Origin of the sequence: Thauera sp. SDU_THAU2, from assembly GCF_038260575.1 — a bacterium.
GTDB lineage: Bacteria > Pseudomonadota > Gammaproteobacteria > Burkholderiales > Rhodocyclaceae > Thauera.
The window spans coordinates 4197505-4220272 of the sequence record NZ_JBBWUN010000003.1 but is presented as its reverse complement, the minus strand read 5'-3'; the positions used below and the strand labels follow the sequence as shown (position 1 = coordinate 4220272).

Annotated in this window: 21 protein-coding genes; 10 read left to right on the top strand and 11 right to left on the bottom strand. The window is 64.6% G+C overall.

The features are described from left to right. Positions 1-191: 191 nt before the first annotated feature. A complete protein-coding gene (locus AAFL97_RS21455) occupies positions 192-653 on the top strand; it encodes a tellurite resistance TerB family protein (protein WP_341646664.1) in 462 nt (153 codons plus the stop codon). 220 nt (positions 654-873) lie between these two features. Next, positions 874-3129: an OsmC domain/YcaO domain-containing protein gene (locus AAFL97_RS21450; RefSeq protein ID WP_341646663.1), complete on the top strand. Its 2256-nt coding sequence runs from the start codon at positions 874-876 to the stop codon at positions 3127-3129. Between the two features lie 156 nt (positions 3130-3285). Here the strand turns inward: AAFL97_RS21450 and mscK are convergent, their stop codons facing one another. Next, positions 3286-6621: a mechanosensitive channel MscK gene (gene mscK / locus AAFL97_RS21445; protein ID WP_341646662.1), complete on the bottom strand. Its 3336-nt coding sequence runs from the start codon at positions 6619-6621 to the stop codon at positions 3286-3288. Between the two features lie 94 nt (positions 6622-6715). Next, positions 6716-7597: a LysR family transcriptional regulator gene (locus AAFL97_RS21440; RefSeq protein ID WP_341646661.1), complete on the bottom strand. Its 882-nt coding sequence runs from the start codon at positions 7595-7597 to the stop codon at positions 6716-6718. A 104-nt stretch (positions 7598-7701) separates the two neighbouring features. On the opposite strand from AAFL97_RS21440, the gene AAFL97_RS21435 reads away from it, so the two are divergent. Beyond that, positions 7702-8910 (top strand): YbfB/YjiJ family MFS transporter, encoded by a 1209-nt coding sequence (locus tag AAFL97_RS21435; protein ID WP_341646660.1) that lies wholly within the window; start codon positions 7702-7704, stop codon positions 8908-8910. A 193-nt stretch (positions 8911-9103) separates the two neighbouring features. Further along, positions 9104-11341 (top strand): NADP-dependent isocitrate dehydrogenase, encoded by a 2238-nt coding sequence (locus AAFL97_RS21430; protein WP_341646659.1) that lies wholly within the window; start codon positions 9104-9106, stop codon positions 11339-11341. Between the two features lie 221 nt (positions 11342-11562). On the opposite strand, the gene AAFL97_RS21425 is transcribed toward AAFL97_RS21430, so the two are convergent. From AAFL97_RS21425 to AAFL97_RS21410, 4 genes are all read right to left on the bottom strand, one after another. Then, the gene (locus AAFL97_RS21425) at positions 11563-11943 is read right to left on the bottom strand and encodes a hypothetical protein (protein ID WP_445954516.1); all 381 of its coding nucleotides are present in this window, start codon (positions 11941-11943) and stop codon (positions 11563-11565) included. Further along, on the bottom strand, positions 11940-13607 hold the full coding sequence (gene gpmI, locus AAFL97_RS21420; protein ID WP_341646658.1) for a 2,3-bisphosphoglycerate-independent phosphoglycerate mutase: 1668 nt from the start codon (positions 13605-13607) through the stop codon (positions 11940-11942). Before gpmI ends, AAFL97_RS21425 begins: the two co-directional genes overlap by 4 nt. Positions 13608-13750: 143 nt before the next feature. Next, the gene (locus AAFL97_RS21415; protein ID WP_341646657.1) at positions 13751-14227 is read right to left on the bottom strand and encodes a c-type cytochrome; all 477 of its coding nucleotides are present in this window, start codon (positions 14225-14227) and stop codon (positions 13751-13753) included. 101 nt (positions 14228-14328) lie between these two features. Continuing rightward, complete coding sequence (locus tag AAFL97_RS21410) at positions 14329-15423, bottom strand: FUSC family protein (RefSeq protein WP_341646656.1); 1095 nt, start codon at positions 15421-15423, stop codon at positions 14329-14331. Between the two features lie 95 nt (positions 15424-15518). Here AAFL97_RS21410 and parA point away from each other — a divergent pair, with 95 nt between their 5' ends. After that, entirely contained in the window at positions 15519-16178 is a 660-nt protein-coding gene (gene parA, locus AAFL97_RS21405; protein ID WP_341646655.1) for a ParA family partition ATPase, read from the top strand. A gap of 25 nt (positions 16179-16203) precedes the next feature. Beyond that, the gene (locus AAFL97_RS21400) at positions 16204-16752 is read left to right on the top strand and encodes a hypothetical protein (RefSeq protein WP_341646654.1); all 549 of its coding nucleotides are present in this window, start codon (positions 16204-16206) and stop codon (positions 16750-16752) included. Positions 16753-16772: 20 nt separating this feature from the next. On the opposite strand, the gene AAFL97_RS21395 is transcribed toward AAFL97_RS21400, so the two are convergent. After that, positions 16773-17699 carry a bestrophin family protein gene (locus AAFL97_RS21395; RefSeq protein WP_341646653.1) on the bottom strand — a complete coding sequence of 309 codons (927 nt, stop codon included), beginning with the start codon at positions 17697-17699 and terminating at the stop codon, positions 16773-16775. A gap of 87 nt (positions 17700-17786) precedes the next feature. Between AAFL97_RS21395 and AAFL97_RS21390 the strand changes: the two genes are divergently transcribed. The 3 genes from AAFL97_RS21390 to AAFL97_RS21380 all read left to right on the top strand — a co-directional run bounded on the left by AAFL97_RS21390 (position 17787) and on the right by AAFL97_RS21380 (position 19265). Next, positions 17787-18452, top strand: coding sequence for an alpha/beta hydrolase (locus tag AAFL97_RS21390; protein ID WP_341646652.1), 666 nt, complete (start codon positions 17787-17789; stop codon positions 18450-18452). Between the two features lie 132 nt (positions 18453-18584). After that, positions 18585-18839, top strand: a complete 255-nt coding sequence (locus AAFL97_RS21385) for a type II toxin-antitoxin system Phd/YefM family antitoxin (protein ID WP_341646651.1) — start codon at positions 18585-18587, stop codon at positions 18837-18839. A 3-nt stretch (positions 18840-18842) separates the two neighbouring features. Next, positions 18843-19265: a type II toxin-antitoxin system VapC family toxin gene (locus AAFL97_RS21380; RefSeq protein WP_341646650.1), complete on the top strand. Its 423-nt coding sequence runs from the start codon at positions 18843-18845 to the stop codon at positions 19263-19265. A gap of 472 nt (positions 19266-19737) precedes the next feature. Here the strand turns inward: AAFL97_RS21380 and AAFL97_RS21375 are convergent, their stop codons facing one another. The 4 genes from AAFL97_RS21375 to AAFL97_RS21360 all read right to left on the bottom strand — a co-directional run bounded on the left by AAFL97_RS21375 (position 19738) and on the right by AAFL97_RS21360 (position 21490). Further along, positions 19738-20181: an NUDIX domain-containing protein gene (locus AAFL97_RS21375; protein ID WP_341646649.1), complete on the bottom strand. Its 444-nt coding sequence runs from the start codon at positions 20179-20181 to the stop codon at positions 19738-19740. A 195-nt stretch (positions 20182-20376) separates the two neighbouring features. Next, the gene (locus AAFL97_RS21370; RefSeq protein WP_341646648.1) at positions 20377-20670 is read right to left on the bottom strand and encodes a HigA family addiction module antitoxin; all 294 of its coding nucleotides are present in this window, start codon (positions 20668-20670) and stop codon (positions 20377-20379) included. Continuing rightward, positions 20670-20948, bottom strand: a complete 279-nt coding sequence (locus AAFL97_RS21365; RefSeq protein ID WP_341646647.1) for a type II toxin-antitoxin system RelE/ParE family toxin — start codon at positions 20946-20948, stop codon at positions 20670-20672. Before AAFL97_RS21365 ends, AAFL97_RS21370 begins: the two co-directional genes overlap by 1 nt. 68 nt (positions 20949-21016) lie before the next feature. Continuing rightward, positions 21017-21490, bottom strand: a complete 474-nt coding sequence (locus AAFL97_RS21360; protein WP_341646646.1) for an NUDIX hydrolase — start codon at positions 21488-21490, stop codon at positions 21017-21019. Between the two features lie 135 nt (positions 21491-21625). Between AAFL97_RS21360 and AAFL97_RS21355 the strand changes: the two genes are divergently transcribed. Continuing rightward, positions 21626-22660, top strand: coding sequence for an IS630 family transposase (locus AAFL97_RS21355; RefSeq protein ID WP_048705947.1), 1035 nt, complete (start codon positions 21626-21628; stop codon positions 22658-22660). The last annotated feature ends 108 nt before the right edge of the window (positions 22661-22768 follow it).

Sequence of the window (22768 nt, the reverse complement as noted above, 5' to 3'; positions counted from 1 at the left end):
TGCTAACGGACATGGCTATGGGCGCTGACCGGCGTTTGCAACCTGCAGGCTGAGTTGGGCCGTGCGGGCAGCGCCAAAGGTGAAGTTCATCGCTTCCGCGGGCGAATCTCGCCATGAGCTTCGCCCGCGGAACCTTCCGCCTCAGCGCAGATCATTCGATACTCGCACTTTGCCGTACAGCTCCGCTCATCATGCTCCGTACCCTCAAGGAACTCTTTGGCATCCTTGCCGAACCCGTGCCTGCAGGCCAGCCGGGCGATGCCGAACATCGCCTGCAATTGGCGACTGCCGTATTGCTGGTGGAGGTCATGCGTGCCGACGCCGAAGCCGGCAATGCCGAGCGCGAAGCCATTCTGGCGTCGTTGCGTACCCAGTTCGATCTCCATGCCGACGAGCTGGAGCGCCTGTACGAACTGGCCCATGCCGCCTCGCGCGAGGCGCCCGACCTGTACGGCTTCACCTCGCAGCTCAACAAGGGCTACAGCATGGCGGAGAAGGTCGGGATCGTCGAATATCTGTGGCGTGTGGCCTATGCAGACGGCCGCCTAAGCCATTACGAGAACCACCTGATGCTCAAGCTCGGCGACCTGCTGTACATCCCGCGTGGAGACTTCGTCGCTGCCAAGCAACGTGCCGGCTCGGCGCCTCTGTAACAACGAAGGCCCCGAGTTGGGGGATACTCCGACTGGCAACGCAGGCCGTGCCGCACTCCGAAGGCAGCACCGCGCCCGTCGGGCATCCAGCGTTGGCGATGGATCATGTTACGCTCGTCCATATTCGATTGCTCGTAGATTCTTTCCACGCATATACCTTTTCTGGATAAAGGTATTGCATTTCAGTCTGGCGCCTACCGCGCTGTTTCAGGGTTCCCGTATGGAAATCAAGGTCAATTTCCTCGACAAGCTTCGTCTCGAGGCCAAATTCGATGACTTTACGGTGGTGGCCGATCAGCCCATCCGCTACAAGGGCGACGGCTCGGCGCCCGGTCCGTTCGACTATTTTCTGGCGTCATCGGCGTTGTGCGCGGCTTACTTCGTGAAGCTGTACTGCGAAACGCGCAACATCCCCACCGACAACATCCGCCTGTCGCAGAACAACATCGTCGATCCCGAAAACCGCTACAAGCAGATCTTCAAGATCCAGGTCGAATTGCCGGCGGATATTTCCGCGGCGGACCGGCAGGGCATCCTGCGTTCCATCGAGCGCTGCACGGTGAAGAAGGTGGTGCAGACCGGGCCCGAGTTCGTGATCGAGGAAGTGGAAAACCTGGATGCCGATGCGCAGGCCTTGCTGACGCTGAATCCGGATGCCGGGGCAGGCACCTACATCACGGGAAAGGATCTGCCACTGGAACAGACCATCGCCAACATGTCGGGGGTTCTTGCGGGCCTGGGCATCAAGATCGAAATCGCGTCATGGCGCAACCTGGTGCCCAACGTGTGGTCGCTGCACATCCGCGACGCGCACTCGCCGATGTGCTTCACCAACGGCAAGGGTGCGACCAAGGAGAGCGCCCTGGCGTCGGCGCTGGGCGAATTCATCGAGCGGATGAATTGCAATCATTTCTACAACGACCAGTTCTGGGGGCAGGACATTGCCGGCGCGGCGTTCGTGCATTACCCGGACGAACGCTGGTTCAAGCCCGGCCCCGGAGATGCGTTGCCTGCTGAAATACTCGACGAATACTGCCTGCGGATCTACGACGCCGACGGCGAGCTGCGTGGCTCGCATCTGTACGACACCAATTCCGGCAATGTGCAGCGTGGCATCTGTTCGCTGCCCTACGTGCGCCAGTCGGACGGCGAGGTGGTGTATTTCCCCTCCAACCTGATCGACAACCTGTTTCTCAGCAATGGCATGAGCGCCGGCAATACGCTGGCCGAAGCGCAGGTGCAATGCCTGTCGGAAATCTTCGAGCGGGCGGTGAAACGCGAAATCCTGGAAGGTGAAATCGCACTGCCCGACGTGCCGCACGAAGTGCTGGCGAAGTACCCCGGCATTCTGGCCGGCATCGACGCGCTGGAAAAACAGGGCTTTCCCGTGCTGGTGAAGGATGCGTCGCTGGGCGGGGCGTTTCCTGTGATGTGCGTCACCCTGATGAATCCGCGCACGGGCGGCGTGTATGCGTCGTTCGGGGCGCATCCGAGCCTGGAGGTGGCGCTGGAGCGCAGCCTCACCGAGCTCCTGCAGGGGCGCAGTTTCGAAGGCCTGAACGATCTGCCGCGGCCCACCTTCGAAAGCAACGCCGTGACCGAGCCGAACAACTACGTCGAGCATTTCATCGATTCCAGCGGCGTGGTGTCGTGGCGCTTCTTCAGCGCCAAGGCCGGTTTCGATTTCGTCGAGTGGGATTTTTCCGGCCGCGGAGAACACGCCAATGCCGAGGAGGCCGCCATATTGCTCGGCATTCTCGAGGGCATGGGCAAGGAAGTGTACATGGCGGTGTATGACCAGCTCGGCGCAACGGCCTGCCGCATCCTGGTGCCGGGTTATTCGGAAGTCTATCCGGTGGAAGACCTGATCTGGGACAACACCAACAAGGCCTTGTCCTTCCGCGCCGACATCCTGAACCTGCACCGCCTCGACGACGCCGGCCTGGAGGCGCTGCTCGAGCGCCTGGAGGACAGCGAGCTCGATGATTACACCGACATCATCACGCTGATCGGCATCGAGTTCGACGAAAACACGGTCTGGGGCCAGTTGACGATTCTGGAGCTGAAGCTGCTGATCAATCTCGCCTTGCAGCAATTCGAAGCGGCGCACGAACGGGTGAAGGCCTTCCTGCAGTACAACGAGAACACGCTCGAACGCGGATTGTTCTACCAGGCCCTGGATGTGGTGCTGGAAGTCGTACTGGACGACGACCTGGAACTGGACGATTACGAGGCCAACTTCCGCCGCATGTTCGGCAATCCGCGGATGGATGCGGCGATGGGATCGGTGGACGGCAGCGTGCGCTTCTTCGGTTTGACGCCGACGAGCATGGCGCTGGAAGGGCTCGACAGGCACCAGCGCCTGATCGACAGCCTCGGGAAACTGCACACGGCGCGGGTCAGGGTGGCGGCTTCATCCCGCCAGGGAAGCTCTGAAAAAGCCCGTCATGCCCGCGAAGGCGGGCATCCAGTTTGACGTCAAAGGCACTGGGCTCCCGCCTTCGCGGGAGCGACGAATGAAACCGAATTATTCAGATCTTCCATAGGGCGGGCGGCCGCTTGCCGGTGTTCCGCGGTCTCCTCGGCGGCGCGGGCCCGATGACGGCCGTGGCCGAACGGCCGCCATCCTGTTTCACCCCTGGGCGCCCGGTGTCTTCCCCGCATCCGCGCCCGCCGAAGCGGCGGCGGCATGGTTGATGGTTTCCAGCCGGGTTTCCTTGCCGTCGATGCTGCGCACATGCACGTCGATCTGGTTGAAGGCGATTTCGATGTCGTATTCGCGGAACAGCGCGTCGATGCGGCGGTTGATCTCGTCCACCACCGCGCCGCGATCGCCGATCTCGCGTACGTGCAGGCTCAACTGGTGGTCCAGCGTGCTGGCGCCGAAGGCGACGAACTGGGCTTTTGGCGCGGGCTCTTCGAGTACGCGCGGGTTTTCGCGGGCAGCCTGTAGCAGCAGCTTGCGCGTCAGCTCCAGGTCTGAGCCGTAGGCCACGCCCACGGCCATCGTCACCCGCGTCACGGTGTCGCTCAGCGACCAGTTCACCAACTGGCCGGTGACGAAGGTCTTGTTGGGGACGATGATCTCCTTGCGGTCGAAGTCGGTGATCGTCGTGGCGCGGATCTGGATGCGGCTGACCGTACCCGACAGGTTGCCGATGGTGACGACGTCGCCGATGCGCACCGGGCGCTCGAACAGGATGATCAGGCCTGAGATGAAATTGGCGAAGATCTCCTGCAGGCCGAAGCCCAGCCCCACCGACAGCGCCGCGACCAGCCACTGCAGCTTGTCCCAGCTCACCCCCAGCGTACCCAGCGTGGCGACGATGCCGATACCGCCGATGAGGTAGGACAGCAGCGTGGTGATGGCGTAGGCGCTGCCCTGCGCCAGCTTCATGCGCGACAGCACCAACACTTCGAGCAGGCCGGGCAGGTTGCCGGCGAGTACGAAGGCGAGTGTGGCGATGACCAGTGCGCCGAGCAGGTCGCCCAGGCTGATCGGAATCAGCGTGATGGCCTGGCCGCTGCCGCTGGCGTATTCGTACAGCGTGATGTTGTCGAGGTAGGCGAACACCGTGATCAGGTCGGCCCAGACCCAGTACAGCGCACCCAGCAGGGCGCCGAGCAGGCCGAGGCGGATCAGGCGCAGCGACTGCTGGTTGACCTGGTCGATGCCGATCATCGGCGTTTCGGGCAGCTCGACGCCGGCCGGGCTGTCGCCTTCCGCCTCGCGCTCGGCGGCTTCGCGTCGTTCGACCGCGCGCTTGTATTCGAGGCGCCGCGCGGCCACGGCGAGGCCGCGGATGGCAGTGGCGTTGGTGATGGCCCAGATGATCAGGATCAGCAGGGTATCGATCAGGCGGCCGGTCAGCTTCAGCGCGGTGTAATAGTAGCCCAGCATCAGCGCGACGATCAGCGCCAGCGGCATCAGCGCGAGGGCGAGGCTGCCGAGCAGTTGCAGGGGCGAGCGTGCCGAATCGCCGGGGCGCTGGTGCGACAACAGGCGGCTCATCAGCCAGGCCATCACGGCGTAGCCGGCCAGCAGGGTCAGGATGCCGAGCACGTCGTGCTCCAGCCCTTCCGGCTGGCGCTCGGCGATCGCGACCACCAGCACCACGGCCAGCACCACCAGGCCGAGGTGCCGCAGCCTGCGGTGCAGCTTCCGGGTCAGCGCCGATGGCCATTCGAAGTGGCGCTCGGCGACGCCGCCCGGCTCCAGGATGCGGTAGGCGGTGTAGAACACCAGCCAGGCCTGGGCCATGTTCATCAGGCCGATGCCCAGCGCCAGGTTCTGGCCGCGGCCGTCCATCTGCAGGGCCAGGCCGGCCATCGCCAGCAGCAGGCTCACCGGCAGCGCCAGCAGCAGGTTGAGCAGGATCGCCAGCGGCGTATGAAGTTGCGTGTCGCGGCGCACGTAGCCGATGTCGGCATTCAGGCGTTCGAGCGTGTCGCGCAGCCAGCGCCGGCGCAACAGCAGCAGCACGGAGATCAACAGCACCGGCAGCATCACCAGCGGCTGCGTCTTCAGGCCTTCCCATAGCTGGATTGCAGTGGCGTGCCACGGCATCGCGGCGAGCTGGCGTTCGAGTGCGGCAGGAAGGCGCTTGAGCCAGTCGAGGTCGAGCGGGGCATTGCTCGGTACCCAGAACAGCTGTTCATCCACCGTGGTCCGCAGGCGCTCGGCAGTCGCCTGCAACCGGGTCTGCTGCAGTTGGAGATTGACCGATTCGCTGAGGATGGCGTTGAGCTCGTGGCTCAGGCGCTCCAGCAGTTCGGCCCGGCTCCTGAGCAGGCTGCGCAGGGCGTCGCGCTCGGCGGCATCCGGCGCCGGCTCCTGCGCGGCGAGCAGCGCATCGGCGTAGGCTTCGGGTTTGCTCAGCGCTTCCCGCTGCTTGTTGATCTCGAACTGGTACAGGCGCACGTCGGCGATCTGGTGCGTCAGCGCGTTGTCGGGCTGGGGGCTCGGCAGGGCCCGGCGCTGCTCGTTGAGGATGCGCGGCAGCAGCGGGCTGTCCTGCAGCACTTCGATCTGCTCGGCGATCAGCGTGCTGCTGCGGTTGAGGGCGTCGAGGCGCTGCTGGGTGTCGAGGTTGCGTTGTTTCAGATCGGCCAGGTGCTCGGTGGCGCGCAGCAGATAGGCCGACAGCGTCTGGTTGCCCGCCGTCTCGCGCGCGATCAGGCCGTCGCCCGTCGCCGTATCCGCGTCGGCCTGATTGAGCTGCTGCACGGTCTCGAGCATTTCGGCACGCCGGCGCTGGTTGATGGCCGACTGGACCAGCTCCATGTCGTGCTCGATCCGGCCCAGCTCGAATTCGGCCAGTTCGCGCTGGGCCTGGGCCGCATCCTGCAACAGGCCGCTGCCCGAGAGCTCTGCCAGGCGCAGCGCCGAGCGTGCATCGAGCGCGTGCCATTCGGCGGCCAGTGCGGCACGGTGTTCGGCGCCGAAGCTGCGGCCGCCATCGCGTCCGCTGCGCAGCGCAGCATCGATGGCCTGCATGCGCGCCTGCATGTCGGCGATGTCGGCCTGGGTGCGTTCGGCGGCGGTGCGCAGCGCCGGTGTCCCGGCCTGGTCGAGCATGGTGCGCCAGTGCGCGAGCCGGGTCCCGGCCTGGGTCAGGCGGGTTTCGAGCGAAGCCAGTGTGGCATTGCCCGTGATCGCCACCGAAGCGGGCTGGGACTGGCTGCGTGCCAGTTCGTTGCGTGCGTTGTCGATCAGCGCCGGCGCCCGTTCCAGCTGCTTGCGCAAGGCATCGAGCTGGTGCCGGCTGTTTTCGGCATCCGTCAGATGCGCCAGCGCCTGCTGCAGTGCCTGCTGGGCGGCGAGTTGATCGGCTTCGGACAGCTTGCGTTCGGCGAGTGCATCGAGCTGGGCCTGCAACTCGGCCGCAGTGGGAAGAGGCGCCGGCTGGGCGAGGGCAAGCAGCGGCGCGAGCAGCAGCACGCAAAGCAGGGTACGCAGGTGGCGCATCGGTAGCGGCTCCCGGGGGCGGAAGGGAGGGGAACAAAGGGCCAGAAAGCGGCCGGGCCGCGCTGTCGCGAGCGCCCGGCGCGGGAACTGCAGTTTAGCCGTGTGCCGGGCGATCCGGCAGCGCGGTGCCGCCGGCGATGCGGGCGACGGCCTGCGCCAGCGTGTCGCGCAGCCGGGGCGGCATGTCGGCTTTCCGATAGACCATGCCGGTCGGCACCATGCCGATGTCGGCCGGCACTTCACGAAGTGCCAGGCGCTCGGCGTGGGACGATTGCTGCACGATGCGGCGCGGCATCAGCGTCCAGCCGAGGCCGACCGAAACGCAGCCGAGAATGCCTTCGAGCGTGCCGAACTCCATCGCCTCATTGTGTACGTGGCCGAGCGTGCGCTGCAGCGCGAGCGCGCGTGCGCGGTAGGCGCAGCCCTCGCGGAACAGGATCAGCGGGCAGCGTGCCGGATCGGCGCCGGGGGCGAAGACCTGGACCAGCTCTTCCCGGGTCAGTTCGTCGAACTGCAGCGCAGGATGCTGCAGCGGGCCGGCGATGAAGGCGCAGTCGAGCTTGCGGGACAGCACCTTGTCGATCAGCACGGCGCTGGTGTCCGTCCTGATGTGCAGTTCCAGCGTGGGGTGGGCGCGGCGCAGATCGCGCAGCACGGCCGGCAGATAGAGCGCGGTGAAGGTCTCCATGGCGCCGATGCGCAGTTCTCCGGCGTCCTCGCCCGCCTGGCGCACTGCGGCCACGGTCTGGCGTTCGAGGCTCAGCATGCGGCGGGCGTAGTCGAGCAGCACGCGGCCTGCGGGGGCGAGTTCCACGCCCCGGCCGGAGCGGAAGAACAGCTCGGTGCCGAGCTCTTCCTCGAGCCGGCGGATGCGGTTGGTGACGTTGGATTGCACGGTGTTGAGCTTGCGCGAGGCGGCGAGGATGCCGCCTTCGTCGACGACGGCCTCGAAGGTGCGCAGGGCGAGGAGTTCCATTGTCGTATCTCTGAAACAGAACGGTCTATTCTGAAATAATCGCTTGAAGGGATATCTTACGCCGACTATCTTTTCGGCTCCAGGAGGAGACAGGACATAAGGACATGGACGATCAGATCCAGCGGATGAAAGTGCTGGGCGCGGGCATCTTCAGCCTGATCCTGGCGATGGGGGTGGCGCGCTTCGCCTATACCCCGCTGTTGCCGGTGATGCAGGCCCAGGCCGGGCTGGGCCTGGCGGAAGGGGGCTGGCTGGCGGCGATCAACTATGCCGGCTATCTGACCGGGGCGCTGATCGCGGCGTCGATTAGCGATCTGGTGCTGAAGGACCGGCTGTATCGCGTCGGCCTGGTGCTGGCGGTGCTGACCACGGCGATGATGGGGCTGTCGGACAGCCTGGCGGTCTGGGCGGTGTCGCGCTATCTGGCCGGGTTGGCGACTTCGGGGGCGATGCTGCTGGGGACCGGCCTGATCCTGAACTGGCTGATCCGCCACGGCCACCGCAGCGAGCTGGGCATCCATTTCGGCGGCATCGGCATCGGCATCGCCGCATGTTCGATGGCCGTGGCGCTGATGAGCAGCGTACTGGATTGGCGCGAGCAGTGGTTCGTGTTCACCGCCATCGGCTGCCTGCTGCTGGTGCCCGCGCTGGGCTGGCTGCCGGCGCCGGATGCCAGTCCGGTGACCAGGAGCGGCGCGCCGATGCACGACAATCCGCCGAGCCCGCTGTTCCTGCGCCTGTTCATGGTCTCGTACTTCTGTGCCGGGATCGGCTACGTCGTCAGCGCCACCTTCATCGTCGCCATCGTCAATGACCTGCCCGGGCTCGAAGGCAGGGGCAACTGGACTTTCTTCGCCATCGGCCTGGCGGCGGCGCCGACCTGCATCGTGTGGGATCTGATCGCCCGCCGCACCGGCGAACTCAACGCCCTGATCCTGGCTGCGCTGCTGCAGATCGTCGGCATCCTGCTGCCGGTGACGCTGGGCGGCGTGGCCGGCACGGCGGCCGGGGCGCTGCTGTTCGGCGGCACTTTCGTCGGTCTGGTCAGCCTGGTGCTGACGATGGCGGGGCGCTACTACCCGACGCGGCCGGCGAAGATGATGGGCAAGATGACGATTTCCTACGGTGTGGCGCAGATCGTCGGCCCGGCGGTGACCGGCTGGCTGGGGGAAAGCTTCGGCAGCTATGCCGGCGGGCTTTATTTCGCTGCTGCAATGATGGGGCTGGGCTGCGTGCTGCTGCTGGCGCTGAAGGCGGTGGAGCGGCGCGACGCCGCGGCGCGCGAGGCCGCCGGACCCTGCATGCAGGGATGAGGGTCGGGCTCCCCGCCGGGGGCGGAGCCGCCCCCGGCGAGAATTAGCGGCGCTTTTGATGTTTTACGGTCCCCGGGGGCGGCGTTGCGTGGTATTTTCCTGCCGACATGCGCAAGCATGCCCATGCGTCGCGCAAGGCGACCGGGTGCCGCCATCGGCTTGGCGGCGAGAGATCAGAACATAGGGGAAAAGAATGGCTGAGGGGAAATCCAAGATCATCTACACGCTCACCGACGAGGCGCCGCTGCTGGCCACGTCCGCGTTCCTGCCGATCATCCGCACTTTCACCGGCCCTGCAGGCATCGAAATCGAAGAGGCCGACATCTCGGTGTCGGGCCGCGTGCTGGCGGAGTTCCCGGAATTCCTGACCGAAGAGCAGCGCGTGCCGGATACGCTGGCCGAGCTCGGCCGCCTGACCCTGCTGCCCGACACCAACATCATCAAGCTGCCCAACATCAGCGCTTCGGTGGCGCAGCTGAAGGCATGCATCAAGGAACTGCAGGCCAAGGGCTACGCGGTTCCCGATTATCCCGAAGATCCCAAGACCGACGAGGAAAAGGCCATCCGCACGCGCTACGGCAAGTGCCTGGGCTCGGCGGTCAACCCGGTGCTGCGCGAAGGCAACTCCGACCGCCGCGCGCCGGCCGCGGTCAAGAACTACGCCAAGAAGAACCCGCACTCGATGGGTGAATGGAAGCAGTGGTCGCAGTCCCACGTCTCCCACATGCACCATGGCGACTTCTACCACGGCGAGAAGTCGATGACGCTGGACAAGGCGCGCGACGTCAAGATGGAGCTGATCACCAAGTCCGGCAAGACCATCGTGCTCAAGCCCAAGGTTTCGCTGCTGGACGGCGAGATCATCGACTCGATGTTCATGAGCAAGAAGGCGCTGTGCGAGTTCTACGAGCGCGAGCTGGACGATTGCCGCGAAGCCGGCATCCTGTTCTCGCTGCACGTGAAGGCGACGATGATGAAGGTCTCGCACCCGATCGTGTTCGGCCACTGCGTCAAGATCTACTACAAGGATGCCTTCGAGAAGCACGGCAAGCTGTTCGAGGAGCTGGGCATCAACGTCAACAACGGCATGGTCGATCTGTACGAGAAGATCAAGACCCTGCCCGAATCCAAGCACGACGAGATCATCCGCGACCTGCACGCCTGCCAGGAGCACCGCCCGGCGCTGGCGATGGTCGACTCGGCCAAGGGCATCACCAACTTCCATTCGCCCAACGACATCATCGTCGATGCGTCGATGCCGGCGATGATCCGCCAGGGCGGCAAGATGTGGGGTTCCGACGGCAAGCAGTACGACAGCAAGTGCGTGATGCCGGAATCGACCTTCGCCCGCATCTACCAGGAGATGATCAACTTCTGCAAATGGCACGGCAACTTCGATCCGCGCACGATGGGCACGGTGCCGAACGTCGGCCTGATGGCGCAGAAGGCCGAGGAATACGGTTCGCACGACAAGACCTACGAGATCCCCGAGGACGGCATCGCCAACATCACCGACCTCGCCACCGGCGAAGTGCTGCTGACCCAGAACGTCGAAGAGGGCGACATCTGGCGCATGTGCCAGGTCAAGGACGCGCCGATCCGCGATTGGGTGAAGCTGGCCGTGACCCGCGCGCGCAATTCGGGCATGCCGGCGATCTTCTGGCTCGACCCCTATCGCCCGCACGAGAACGAGCTGATCAAGAAGGTGAAGACCTACCTGAAGGACTACGACACCGACGGCCTCGACATCCAGATCATGTCGCAGGTGCGTGCCATGCGCTATACGCTGGAGCGGGTGATCCGCGGCCTCGACACCATCTCGGTGACCGGCAACATCCTGCGCGACTACCTGACCGACCTGTTCCCGATCATGGAGCTGGGCACCAGCGCCAAGATGCTGTCGATCGTGCCGCTGATGAACGGCGGCGGCATGTACGAGACCGGTGCCGGCGGCTCCGCGCCCAAGCACGTCCAGCAGCTGACGCAGGAAAACCACCTGCGCTGGGATTCGCTGGGCGAGTTCCTGGCGCTGGCGGTATCGATGGAAGACCTCGGCATCAAGACCGGCAACACCAGGGCGAAGATCCTCGCCAAGACGCTCGACCTGGCCACCGGCAAGCTGCTCGACGAGAACAAGTCGCCGTCGCCCAAGACCGGCCAGCTCGACAACCGCGGCAGCCAGTACTACCTCGCCACGTTCTGGGCCCAGGCCCTGGCCGAGCAGGCCGAGGATGCCGAACTGGCGCAGCATTTCGCGCCGATCGCGCAGGCCCTGGCCGAGAACGAGCAGAAGATCGTTGCCGAACTCACCGAAGTGCAGGGCAAGCCGGCCGACATCGGCGGCTACTACAAGGTCGATCCGGCCAAGTGCGGTGCAGTGATGCGTCCGAGTGCCACGCTCAACGGCATTCTGGAGACGGCAAAGGCCTGATTCCGGCGGCCTGAGTGGCGGAGGGCGCAGCCTTCCGCGCCGCGGAATCGATGCCGGGCTTCCTCGCAAGGGAAGCCCGGCTTTTCGTTCTACGGCCATCGTGCGCCTGCCGGCTCGTCCGGCGACATCCAATCCACCTGGCCGGTCGGGCGCAGCAAGCGTGATGCCGCCGGCCAGATCGCGGCAATCAGGGCCGGCATGATTGCCGCTGCCGTCGGTGTTCAGGCTGCCGTGCAGTCGTTGGCGAGCGGCGCGTGGGTGCGCCCGTCGAGCAGCAGCCCCTTCCACGGCAGGTCGATCCAGACCAGACCGCTGGCCGTGTCTTCGAAGCGCGGCAGGCCCGATTCGGAAAAGTCGCGCTCGAGCTGGTAGCGGCGTCCTTTCCAGTCCAGCTGCAGGCGGTGGTTGACCTTGCCCTGCATCTCGCGCTGCAGCCCGACTTGCTGGCCCTCGCCGCAGCGGTAGTCGCCGCTGGGCAGGGCGAAGTGGAACTGCCCGCTCTGGCTGGAAATGCCGTCGTCCTGTTCGACCACCGGCGGCGGCAGGCTGCAGGCGGAAAGCAGCAGCGCGAGGCCGGCAAGCAGGGTGCGTGTCATGGTCATTTCACCTCCAGCAGGCTGTCGTCCCATTTGTCGTGCTTCTGCAGGCCGAGCAGGTTCGCCACCGTCGCGGCGAGGTTGGACAGGCCGGCGGTTTCGCTCTGCTTCAGCCCCAGCCTGCCGCCGCTGACGTTGTCGTACAGGATCAGCGGCACCGGGTTCAGCGTGTGGGCGGTCTTGGCCTTGTAGGAGCCGTCCTTGTTGACGGCCGGTTCCTTGGTCTTCTTGTCGAGTTCGAACATTTCGTCGGCATTGCCATGGTCGGCGGTGACGAGGGCGACGCCGCCGGCCTTGTCCACCGCCTTCAGCAGGCGGCCGAGCGCCAGATCGACCGCTTCGATCGCCATCGTCGCCGCGCGGAAATTGCCGGTGTGGCCGACCATGTCGCCGTTGGCGTAGTTGCAGCGCAGCACCTTGTACTGGCCCGACTGCAGCGCGGTGATCATCGCATCGGTGATCTCGGCCGCCTTCATCCACGGGCGCTGCTCGAAGGGAACGACGTCGCTGGGGACTTCCTGCCAGGTTTCGCCGTCGAACCTGCTCGAGCGGTTGCCGTTCCAGAAATAGGTGACGTGGCCGAACTTCTGCGTCTCGGAGCAGGCGAACTGCGCCAGCCCGGTCTTGCTGAACCATTCGCCCGAAGTGTCGCGGATCGCCGGCGGCGGTACCAGGAAGCGGCTGGGCAGCTGCAGGTCGCCGTCGTACTGCAGCATGCCGGCGTAAGTGACGCGCGGGTGGCGGATGCGGTCGAACTCGCTGAAATCGTCCTCGACGAAGGCGCGGGTGATCTCGATCGCACGGTCGCCGCGGAAGTTGTAGAGCACCACCGCGTCGCCGTCCTCGATGGTGCCGATCGGCTTGCCATTGCCGTTCTCGTCGAACTCGGCAATGACGAATTCCGGCAGGTCCTGGTCGATGGTGCCGGGATGGCTTGCGCGCAGGCCTTCGACGGCCGCCGTGGCATTGGCGAACTGCGGGCCTTCGCCCAGCACGTGGGTGCGCCAGCCGCGCGCCACCATCGGCCAGTTGGCGTCGTAGCGGTCCATCGTGATGTACTGGCGGCCGCCGCCCGAGGCGATGCGGGCATCGAAGCCGTCGGTGCTGATTTCGGCCAGGAAGGCTTCGAAAGGCACGACGTAGTCCAGCGCACTGGTCTCGGGCACGTCGCGGCCGTCGAGCAGGGCATGGATGCGCACCGTCTTGACGCCCTCGGCCTTGGCCTGCACCACCATCGCCTTCAGGTGGTCGATGTGGCTATGCACGTTGCCGTCCGAGAACAGGCCGATGAAGTGCAGCACGCCGGCCTTGCCGTTGGCGCCGCTCTTGGCGGCGGCGACGATCTCCTGCCAGGCGCTGCCCTGCCAGATCGTGCCTTCGGCGATGGCGTTGGCGACCAGTGCCGCGCCCTGCGCATAGACCTGGCCGGCGCCGATGGCGTTGTGGCCGACTTCGGAGTTGCCCATGTCGTCGTCCGACGGCATGCCGACCGCGGTGCCGTGGGCACGCAGCGTGATGTTCGGATAGCGGGCGAACAGGCCGTCCAGCGTCGGCTTGCGGGCAGCGTCGATGGCGCTGCCGACCGTGTGCTTGGGAATGCCGTAGCCGTCCATGACGATCACGACGACAGGGCCCGGGACGCCGGCGAAGGCGGGGTTCTTTTGCAGCATGCTCGTTTCCTGAAGATGAAATCCATCACCGGCGCGGCGTGCCGCACTCGGCCAAGCCGCTATTTTCCTTCAAATCGGCGCCGTAGTCGCATGGGCGTATTCAATCCTTGCAATCGATCCGGCGCCGTTCCGATGCCGGCGGCCTATTTCCTGAAGTCGCGGTGGCAGGATTTGCAGCTTGCATGAACCTTGTCATAGGCCGCCTGGGCGTTGTTCCTGTCATGCGTCTGCGCGGCCTGGGCGAGTGCGTCGGTGGCGTCGTAGAAGGTCTGCCGTTCGTGCTCGAAGTCCTGCGGGCGTTCCCACACCGCGGCCTTGGCCTTGGTGGGCGGCTGGAGCGTGTCGGGCGTGAAGTACGGCCACGGACCTTCGCGCAGGGTGACGAGCTCGGCGGCCAGGCGGGCGAATTCGTCGGCCTGGTAGCGGTCGTCGCGCAGCATCTTGCCCATCGGCTCGAAGCTGCGCAGCATGGCCTTGAAGGCCTCCTGGCGATGCTTGATCGGCTGCCCGGGCAGGGTGTCCTCCACCGGGCCGCCACAGCCGGCGAGGGCCAGCAGCAGCATGGAGGAGGAGAGGACGAAGGAAGAGCGGGCGAGGGACGGCAAGCGGGTTCGGGACATGGGTGTGGACTGCAGCGGTTTCAAGGACTGGGAAAGTACGCGCTCGGCGCGGTGCAGTCGGTTCCGACCGTACCGGCGGCAAGTCGTTCAGGGCCGGCGGCTCAGTCGCGCAGCCGCGCGGGCGTGAGCCTGCGCAACTGGCGGCCGACGGTGGCGCGGAAGCGTACATCGTGCAGGCAGAGGCCGCCCGCCAGCCCGATCAGGCAGCCGAGCACGGTGTCGATGAAGCGGCTCTGGAGCAGTTCCACGGCAGGCAACTGCCCCAGCGTGGGGGCTTCGGCGAGCACGATCGTCAATGGCGTGATGAAGATGACGGCGAAGCCGTAATGCCGGACCACGGTGCTTTCGATGATGAAGGTGAGCGCGATCACGATCGGCGCGATGCTCCACGGCGACAGCGGCAGCGAGATGATGCCCCAGGCCAGCAGCATGCCGACGGCGGTGCCCAGCACGCGGTGCAGCTGCCGGTTCCATACCGCGCGCAGCGACACGCCCTGGATCACCGCCACGCAGCTGATCGGCACCCAGTAGGGACGGTCGAGCTGCAGCGCCTGGGCGATGGCGAGCGACAGGCTGACGCAGGCGCCGATCACGATCGAATCCAGCACGATGAAATCGAAGTCTGCCGGCGGCAAGGGGGCGGCCGCTTCGGGCGCTTCCAGGCGCAGGACGTGCAGGCTGTAGAAGAAGGCGATCAGGCTCGCCAGCAGCGTGCCCATCGTCAGCAGGCCGACTCGGAGCGGGATCTCCTCGACGGTGCCGGGCGTGTAGGCAGCGATCGCCGCAGCCAAGACGAAGAACAGGCTGCCGGGCGGGCCGATGCGGTAGAAGCGAGTCACCATCGACACCAGCACGGTGATGAAGCCCAGCATCACCGCCTTCGCCAATGGCAGGAAATGGACGATCGTGCCTAGCGTGTAGCTCGCCGACATGCCGAAGGCGCAGGCCATCAGCCAGGTCATGCGGTGCGACAGCGGGGTGTTGGGCAGGTACAGGAACACCAGGCCGCCGAGCGAGGAGATCAGACCGTATTCCAGGCGGTCGAAGTAGGCGCCGACCAGCAGCGGCAGGCCGGTCGCCAGTGCCGCGGCGAACGGCATCTGCCAGCGGCGCTTGCTGGGGGTGATGGCGGTGAGCTGCTGCCATTCGTTGCGGATCAGCGTCTTGAGTCGGTGCAGCGCGGACGGTTGGTTCATGGTTCGGTGCCGGTGATGTGTCCGGATGTGTAACACACCCCTGGCGGTGCTTGCGATAGCATCCTGCCGTATCACCTTTTCTTTCCGGATCTCACATGAGCGCACCCACGCTGATTGCCCTGATTTCACAGAAAGGCGGGTCGGGCAAGACCACGGTGGCGATGCAGTTGGCTGCGGGCCTGGTGCTGGCCGGCCATCGCGTCGCGCTGGCCGATCTCGATCCGCAGGAAAGCGCGTCGCGCTGGGCCGAATCGGCGCCGCCCGAAACGCCTTTTCCGGCGCAGCTGGTGCGCCTGCAGGGCAAGGCGAAGGACATGGCCAAGACCCTGAAGCCGGTCGCCAACGGCGTCGACGTTGTGGTGATGGACTGCCCGCCGTCCATCGAACATCCCCACACGATGAATGCCCTGGAGCTGTGCGATCTCGCCCTGGTGCCGGTGGTGCCCAGCCCGACCGACCTGTGGGCGACACGCGGCATCGAGCGCCTGATCCTCGATCGCCAGCGCAAGCGCCCTGCGCTGCGTGGCGCGCTGCTGCCCAACCGCGTCATGCGCACTTCGCTGGCGGGGGACGTGCTCGACGTGCTGCAGGATTTCGAGCTGCCGGTGCTCGATGCCGCCCTGTCGCAGCGCAGTGCGTATGCGCTCAGTGCCGTGCGCGGCACCTCGGTGTTCGGACTCGGGCGTGCCGCCGCCGCGGCCCAGGAAGAAGTCGAGCAAGTGGTTGCGGCCGTTCTCAAACTGATCGAAGGATGAGCGATGTCCTACCTCCAGAAGCACCTTGTCGAAGCTGCGTGAAACCTTGAAACAGGAAGACAGCGCGCTGTCCGAACGCCTGCCGGCGGTGGCGGTGCCGCCGGCCGTCGGTGCGAAGGCGAGGTCCGACAGCACAGCGGCAGGGAAGCCGGCGGCTGCGCGCAAGGGCGCCAGGCCTGCTGCGGCGCCGGGGCAGAAACCGAAAGTGGAGCCGAGATCCGCACCTGCGCCGGAGGCGAAGAACGCGGCCGAGGCGGTGCCGCCACGCGCCAGGCCCGACAGGAAGCGACCGGCCCGGACGGCGGCCAGCGCGGACGGGAAGGCCAGCGCCGGCAAGGAAAAGCCGGCCAAGCCGGAAAAGGTCGTGCGCGACTCCTTCTCGATGCCCGCGGTCGAACACAAGCGCATCAAGGCGCTGCGTGCCGCGCTGGCCAAGGCGGGATGCGAAGCGAGCAAGTCCGAAGTGCTGCGCGCCGGACTGGCCTTGCTGGCGGCGCGGGACCTGAAGGAGGTGATCCGGGTCGTCGCCGCCCTGCCCAAGGTGAAGAAGGGCAAGCGCGGCAAGAAGGCCTGAGTTTTCCGCGGCGCTCCGTTTCAGCGCAGTACGAAGTTCTTGTCGGGCTGCGGCGCCGGTGGCGGCGTCTCGCCCAGCAGTTCGCGCAGGCTGGCATCGATGCCGGCAACGATGGCATCGAGCGCGAGGTCGTTGGGCATGGTGCCGAAGGGCTCCTCGATTTCGTCGCTGAGCGCTTCGAGGGCGAAGAAGGTATAGGCGACGAAGACCACCACCAGCGGCATCATCAGACCGATCGAATCGACTAGGCCGAAAGGCAGCAGCATGCAGTAGCAGTAGGAGCTGCGATGCAGGATCACCGTGTAGGTGAAGGGCAGCGGCGTATTGGCGATGCGCTCGCAACTGCCCAGCGCATTGGACAGCTCGTCCAGCCCGGCTTCCATGTGCTGCGCCAGGATGGGCGTCAGGCTGCCGTTTTCACGCCGCTCCCGCAGCCGTTCGGCCAGCCACACGAGGATCAGCGTGGGGGCCGAGCGCGCACCGCGCAGACGAGCGACAAGGGCGTCGGGCAACAGACCGTCCAGGTTGGCGTCGACGGGCTGGCGGCGCAACTGGTTGCGCATCGCCGTGGCGAAGCCGATCAGGCCGAGCACGAAAGGCCGGGCCGCGTCAGGCCGCGCATCGTTGCCGTGTGTAATCAGCGTCAGCGCCTGGCGGGCCAGGTTGCGGGCCGTGATCAGCGTTCCGCCCCACAGCTTGCGCGCTTCCCAGTAGCGGTCGTAGCTGGCATTGATGCGAAAGCCGAGAAAGATCGCCAGTGCCACGCCCATCAGCGAGAAGGGTGCGGCCGTCAGCGTCACCTTCCAGTCGAACAGCTGGCCATGCACCAGCAGTACCGCGCAGGACAGCAGGAAAACGAACAGCAACTGCCAGAAGATGCGCGGCAACAGCGAGCCGCGGCGGACGAACAGCAGGTGAAGCCAGTGCGGGCGGGGTCGGACGATCACGATGAAGGCCTGTCGGAGGGAAGCGGAATTCTGGCATGCTTGGCCGGACAGGCATTTTGCCTTGCGAACGCCTTACGGGAGCCGCGAATGTCCGAAATCAGTCTTGTCGAAGTCGAAACCGCAGCGAACCCCAGCGTGGCGGTGATCTGGCTGCACGGCCTCGGCGCCGACGGCCACGACTTCGAACCCATCGTCCCCGAACTCGCGCTGCCGCCCTCGCCCGCCGTGCGCTTCGTCTTTCCGCATGCGCCCCACCAGCCGGTCACCTGCAACGGCGGCTACGTCATGCGCGCCTGGTACGACATCGTCTCGCTGGCGCCCGGCAGCCGCGAGATCGACGAAGCAGGCCTGCTCGCCTCGCGTGACGTCGTCCGCGCCTTGATCGCGCGCGAGGTGGCGCGTGGCATCCCTTGCAGCCGCATCTTCCTCGCCGGCTTCTCGCAGGGTGGTGCGGTCGCCTACCTGAGCGCGCTGACCCATCCTGAGCCGCTCGCAGGCGTGATCGCGCTATCGACCTACATGCCCGCCGCTCACCTGATCACCGATGGCCTGTCTGCGGCCAACCGTGACATTCCGCTGTTCGTCGCCCACGGTAGCGAGGACGACGTGGTGTCGCCGGCCATGGGCAGGCAGGCGCTCGAGCTGCTGCAAAGCCTGGGCCTGAAGCCGGAATGGCGTACCTATGTGATGCCGCATGCGGTCTGCACGCAGGAGATCGACGACATCGGGGCCTGGCTGCGGGCGAGATTGTGAGATGGATTTCGGTGGTTCTTTTTCCGGCGCTTACGAGGTCTCCCCGGTTTCATGCATTCTCTCAAGAGTTGATCTTGATTCGTTGAAGCACCTTGCTAGACTGGTCAGACATCTAGTCTGATGAGGTGCCTTATGCAAGTGTGGCCTGTCCAAGACGCCAAGGCGCGGTTCAGTGAGTTCCTGGAGCGGTGCCTGTCCGAAGGCCCGCAGATCGTGACCAAGCGCGGGACGGAGGCTGCCGTTCTCGTGCGCGTGGACGAGTGGCGGCGGCTGCAGGCGGCGGCGCGGCCCTCGCTGAAGCAACTACTCCTCACCGACGATGCCCGGGGCGAAATTCCGGTTCGCGAGCGCGGATCGAGCCGGCGGCGCAACGTATCGGAGCTGTAGGCGATGTACCTGCTGGATACGAACATCGTTTCCGAACTGCGGAAGAACAAGCCGCACGGTGCTGTGCTGGCGTGGGTGAGTGCTGCGGACGATGCCACTTTGTTCCTGTCGGCGGTGACGGTCGGTGAGATTCAGGCCGGCATCAAGAAGACGCGAGAGAGCGATCCCGTCAAGGCAGCCGAGATCGAACAGTGGCTGGAACAGGTCGCAGCCTCATACCAGGTACTGCCGATGGATGCGGCTGCGTTCCGCGAGTGGGGGCGGCTGACTTACCGGAAGTTGGACACACTGCTCGAGGACGCAATGATTGCCGCAACTGCGCGGATGCATAAGCTCGTTGTCGTTACGCGCAACGTTGCGGATTTCAAGATGCTGGGGGTGAAGACGCTCGATCCGTTCGAGAGCAGCGCCCCCAGGGAAGGTTGAACTGCCACGACTGTGGGCCGTGCTGTATCAAGCCGCGCCATGAGGCGGCGCCGGCTTGAATGAACCGTCAGACCGATACAGCGACCCCTCTCCACGTTTGGCACGCCCCATATCTCCTCGTCGGACAGGGACGTCTGGATCAGCTCCACCGGAACGCCCGCATCATTGATGATTGCGACGAAGTAGTCATCGATGGGCTCGTACGGGCCAAAAATCACTTCCTCGCCAGCGATGGCCTCCTGCAAATCGCCGACCTTGAACGCGACATGAGGCAAGGTCTCGATAGGTGTTGATGGGGCCTGATGCCCAAGTCAGGCGGAATCTTTGCCATGGAAGTGCCGAGCCAGATTATCCGGCGAGGCATTGTTGCCTTGTGTGAAGCCATCGATCATGGACTTGCCAATGCCGCCGCCCAAAGTTGGAGTCTGTGAGCGCCGATGTCGAAGCTAAGCATGCGTTCTAACGTGACGGCTCAGGCGCGCGACCTGTCCGCGTCGCCTGGAGCCAGTTGTTCTGCAACTGTTGCCCTTAGTTCTGCTGGCTGGAGGTTGATTTGATCGAGCATCCCGCGATCAACCCATTCCAACAGATATTCGTTTGTCGGAGAGCAACGTGATTTCTCAGGTTCGCCCAGCTGGAGTTCTCCTCCTGTCGGATGAGCCAGGAAATAATTTTCTCGCCGGCCGGCGTTGTCCAGCGTTTGCACTTGCTTGAGAATGCGAATGCATAGCCCCGTCTCCTCCTTTACTTCCCGATGGCAGGCGACTTCGCCGGATTCGCCAGGCTCAACTGAGCCGCCGGGCAGTACCCAGTACTCTCGACCCCTCTTGATCCTGTGGACCAGCAATACTTGCTGGTTGTCGACAATGATGGCGGCTGCTCTCTGGTTCATGTCTTTGTGAAGGATGGTGCCCATCCGGGGAAGCGTGTCCGAAGCAGGGCCATTGCTTCTTCAAGCGGGATGCCGACGACAGCACCAGACTCCAGTTCGGCATCGCGTTGCGCCGCCAGTTGATCCCACTCCTTCTCTGTCTTGGCGACAACATCAAGGGTGGCGGGCAGGCCTCGGTGCTTGTCGTGAGTAGGCAGGCGGTAGCTTGTCAGAAACTCGTCAGGCCGCAGCCAGCTTGAGTTTGCTAACCCGCTGCAAGTCCACATTCTGGCGCGCAAGCCAAAGATCATGAGCGTCCTGCATGGCAAGCCAGCTTTCCGGGCTGCGCCCGATAGCCTTGGACAAGCGGAGTGCCATCTCAGGCGTGACCCGGCTGCTTCCCTTGAGGACGCGACTCAGCGTGGAGGCTGCCACATCAAGCTTTTCCGCAAGCTCACGACCACTGATGCCGTTGGGCTCAAGATAGACGTCGGTGATGAACTCACCCGGGTGAGGAGGATTGTGCATAGCCATTAGTGATAGTCCTCGTAATCCAGGACATAGGCGTTCCCGTCTTTGAACTCAAACGTTACGCGCCAGTTGCCATTTACTGTAATGGACCAACGCCCTCGTAACTCGCCTTTGAGCGAGTGAAGGCGGAAGCCCGGGATGTCCATATCCTCGATCGTCTGGGCCGTATCCAGGGCAGCCAACTGCATCCGAAGCCGTTTGGTGTGGCTGGCCTGAACGCCCGAGGTGCTGCCAGTCTCGAAGAAGCGGCGCAGTCCCTTGTGTCGGAACGTCTTGATCATGGCTGGCAGTGTATCGTGTTGCGCATCACGCAACAACCGGAATGACGCAATGTTCAACTCGTTGGAGTTCACTCGTTCCGGTGCACGACATGCCGCAACGAGAAGTCCTGGCCTTGCAATAGCTGCTTCAGGAAAGAGGGGCGAACGTCAATCGAGGCAAGCTCGTTTGGAGAAAACCAGGCAAACTCCAAACGACAATGCTTTTCCAGGCCCACATATGGCCCCGGTTCATTAACCAGCAAACTGTCTTTTGACGGCTCTGCGAGGAAATACAAACCCACCTCGTGATGGGCTTCGCCTTCGTGTTGAAAGAAGTTCTCCACAACCCATGTCAGTTGCGTAGGCGTGACCTCGACAGCGAGTTCTTCCTTCATCTCGCGTGTTACTGCATCTGCGGCAGCCTCGCCTGGCTCGACGCGCCCGCCGGGTAAAGCCCAAAACGTGTAACCTTCGGCACGGTGCAGCAGTACGGCGCTGTCCCGAACCAGAACTGCTGCTGCGCGCAGGTGAAATCTATGGGTGCCGATGGGGAAGCTGATCATGGGGGCTATCGCTGTTGTTAAGCCGAGCCGCGAAGCAGCGTCGGCTTTAAGCGTTTAACGGTTACCGCTACGGACTGCCTTGTCTATTATACTAACGTTCCCGTAAGTAGTGTCATGTGAGCGATAATATGCCCCATGAAATGCAAACGACCTTCCGACGGCCGTGCCCTCGATCATCACACCTTGCAGGTGATGCGGCAGCAGGCTGTCAAAGCAGTGCGTGAGGGGCAGACAGTGCAAAGCGTCGCGGCGGCGTATGGCGTGAATGAGCGCAGCGTTTTCCGGTGGCTCGCCGACTTTGCCAATGGCGGGCAGAACGCATTGCTGGCCAAGCCGATTCCGGGGCGCCCCAGCAAACTCAGCGCCGAGGAGTTGTCGTGGATCGCCAATGCCGTTCGTGACCATAACCCGCAGCAGTTCAAGTTCGAGTTCGGCTTGTGGACGCTGTCGCTGATCCGTCACCTGATCAAGCGCCAGTTCAAGAAGGAGTTGTCGGTCTCCTCGGTCCACCGTCTCATGAAGATCCTGGGCTTCAGCGCCCAGAAGCCGCTCTACCAGGCGTGGCAGCAAGACCCGGTGCTGGTGCGCACGTGGGAGACGGAGACCTACCCCACGATCCGCGCCGAAGCCAAGCGGGTCGGCGCAACGATCTACTTTGGCGACGAGTCGGGTATCCGCTCGGATTACCACACCGGCACGACCTGGGCGCCGCAGGGCCAGACGCCGGTGGTGCAGGCGACGGGCCGGCGCTTCTCGCTGAACATGATCTCGGCGGTTAGCACGCAGGGCGAGTTTCGATTCATGTTGCATGAAGGCTCGGTTGGCGCGAAGGTGTTCGTCGAGTTCCTCAAGCGCTTGATGGTCAATGCCGAGAAGCCGGTGTTTCTGATCGTCGATGGTCATCCGATCCACAAGGCAAAGATGGTCAAGAGCTACGTCGAGGGCTTGGACGGCAAGCTCAAACTCTTCTACCTGCCGCCGTACTCGCCGCATCTGAACCCCGATGAAACGGTCTGGGCTCATGTGAAGCGCAAGGTTTCGCGCCAGTTGGTCGAGAGTGCCGAGGAGATGAAGCGACTCGCACTCGGTGCATTGCGCAGCATCCAGAAGCTCCCTGAACTCGTGAAGTCATTTTTCAGGCAGCCAGAGTGCCGCTATATCCTGGAATGACTCTACTTATTGAAAAGTTAGTACGTGCGGCGTGGTACGGCCAGTTGAGCGATGCAAAGTACATCACCGCTACTAGTAGAAGCAAAGAGCATCCGGTTAATCCTAATA

Excerpts from the sequence above, each read along its gene's own strand:
- AAFL97_RS21390 (WP_341646652.1), top strand. The coding sequence starts at position 17,787 with ATGTCCGAAATCAGTCTTGTCGAAGTCGAAACCGCAGCGAACCCCAGC.
- parA (WP_341646655.1), top strand. The coding sequence starts at position 15,519 with ATGAGCGCACCCACGCTGATTGCCCTGATTTCACAGAAAGGCGGGTCG.
- AAFL97_RS21440 (WP_341646661.1), bottom strand. The coding sequence starts at position 7,597 with ATGGAACTCCTCGCCCTGCGCACCTTCGAGGCCGTCGTCGACGAAGGC.
- AAFL97_RS21385 (WP_341646651.1), top strand. The coding sequence starts at position 18,585 with ATGCAAGTGTGGCCTGTCCAAGACGCCAAGGCGCGGTTCAGTGAGTTC.
- AAFL97_RS21410 (WP_341646656.1), bottom strand. The coding sequence starts at position 15,423 with ATGAACCAACCGTCCGCGCTGCACCGACTCAAGACGCTGATCCGCAAC.
- AAFL97_RS21370 (WP_341646648.1), bottom strand. The coding sequence starts at position 20,670 with ATGGCTATGCACAATCCTCCTCACCCGGGTGAGTTCATCACCGACGTC.
- AAFL97_RS21355 (WP_048705947.1), top strand. The coding sequence starts at position 21,626 with ATGAAATGCAAACGACCTTCCGACGGCCGTGCCCTCGATCATCACACC.
- AAFL97_RS21430 (WP_341646659.1), top strand. The coding sequence starts at position 9,104 with ATGGCTGAGGGGAAATCCAAGATCATCTACACGCTCACCGACGAGGCG.
- AAFL97_RS21380 (WP_341646650.1), top strand. The coding sequence starts at position 18,843 with ATGTACCTGCTGGATACGAACATCGTTTCCGAACTGCGGAAGAACAAG.
- AAFL97_RS21450 (WP_341646663.1), top strand. The coding sequence starts at position 874 with ATGGAAATCAAGGTCAATTTCCTCGACAAGCTTCGTCTCGAGGCCAAA.
- gpmI (WP_341646658.1), bottom strand. The coding sequence starts at position 13,607 with ATGCTGCAAAAGAACCCCGCCTTCGCCGGCGTCCCGGGCCCTGTCGTC.
- mscK (WP_341646662.1), bottom strand. The coding sequence starts at position 6,621 with ATGCGCCACCTGCGTACCCTGCTTTGCGTGCTGCTGCTCGCGCCGCTG.
- AAFL97_RS21425 (WP_445954516.1), bottom strand. The coding sequence starts at position 11,943 with ATGACCATGACACGCACCCTGCTTGCCGGCCTCGCGCTGCTGCTTTCC.
- AAFL97_RS21415 (WP_341646657.1), bottom strand. The coding sequence starts at position 14,227 with ATGTCCCGAACCCGCTTGCCGTCCCTCGCCCGCTCTTCCTTCGTCCTC.
- AAFL97_RS21435 (WP_341646660.1), top strand. The coding sequence starts at position 7,702 with ATGGACGATCAGATCCAGCGGATGAAAGTGCTGGGCGCGGGCATCTTC.
- AAFL97_RS21365 (WP_341646647.1), bottom strand. The coding sequence starts at position 20,948 with ATGATCAAGACGTTCCGACACAAGGGACTGCGCCGCTTCTTCGAGACT.
- AAFL97_RS21455 (WP_341646664.1), top strand. The coding sequence starts at position 192 with ATGCTCCGTACCCTCAAGGAACTCTTTGGCATCCTTGCCGAACCCGTG.
- AAFL97_RS21360 (WP_341646646.1), bottom strand. The coding sequence starts at position 21,490 with ATGATCAGCTTCCCCATCGGCACCCATAGATTTCACCTGCGCGCAGCA.
- AAFL97_RS21375 (WP_341646649.1), bottom strand. The coding sequence starts at position 20,181 with ATGGGCACCATCCTTCACAAAGACATGAACCAGAGAGCAGCCGCCATC.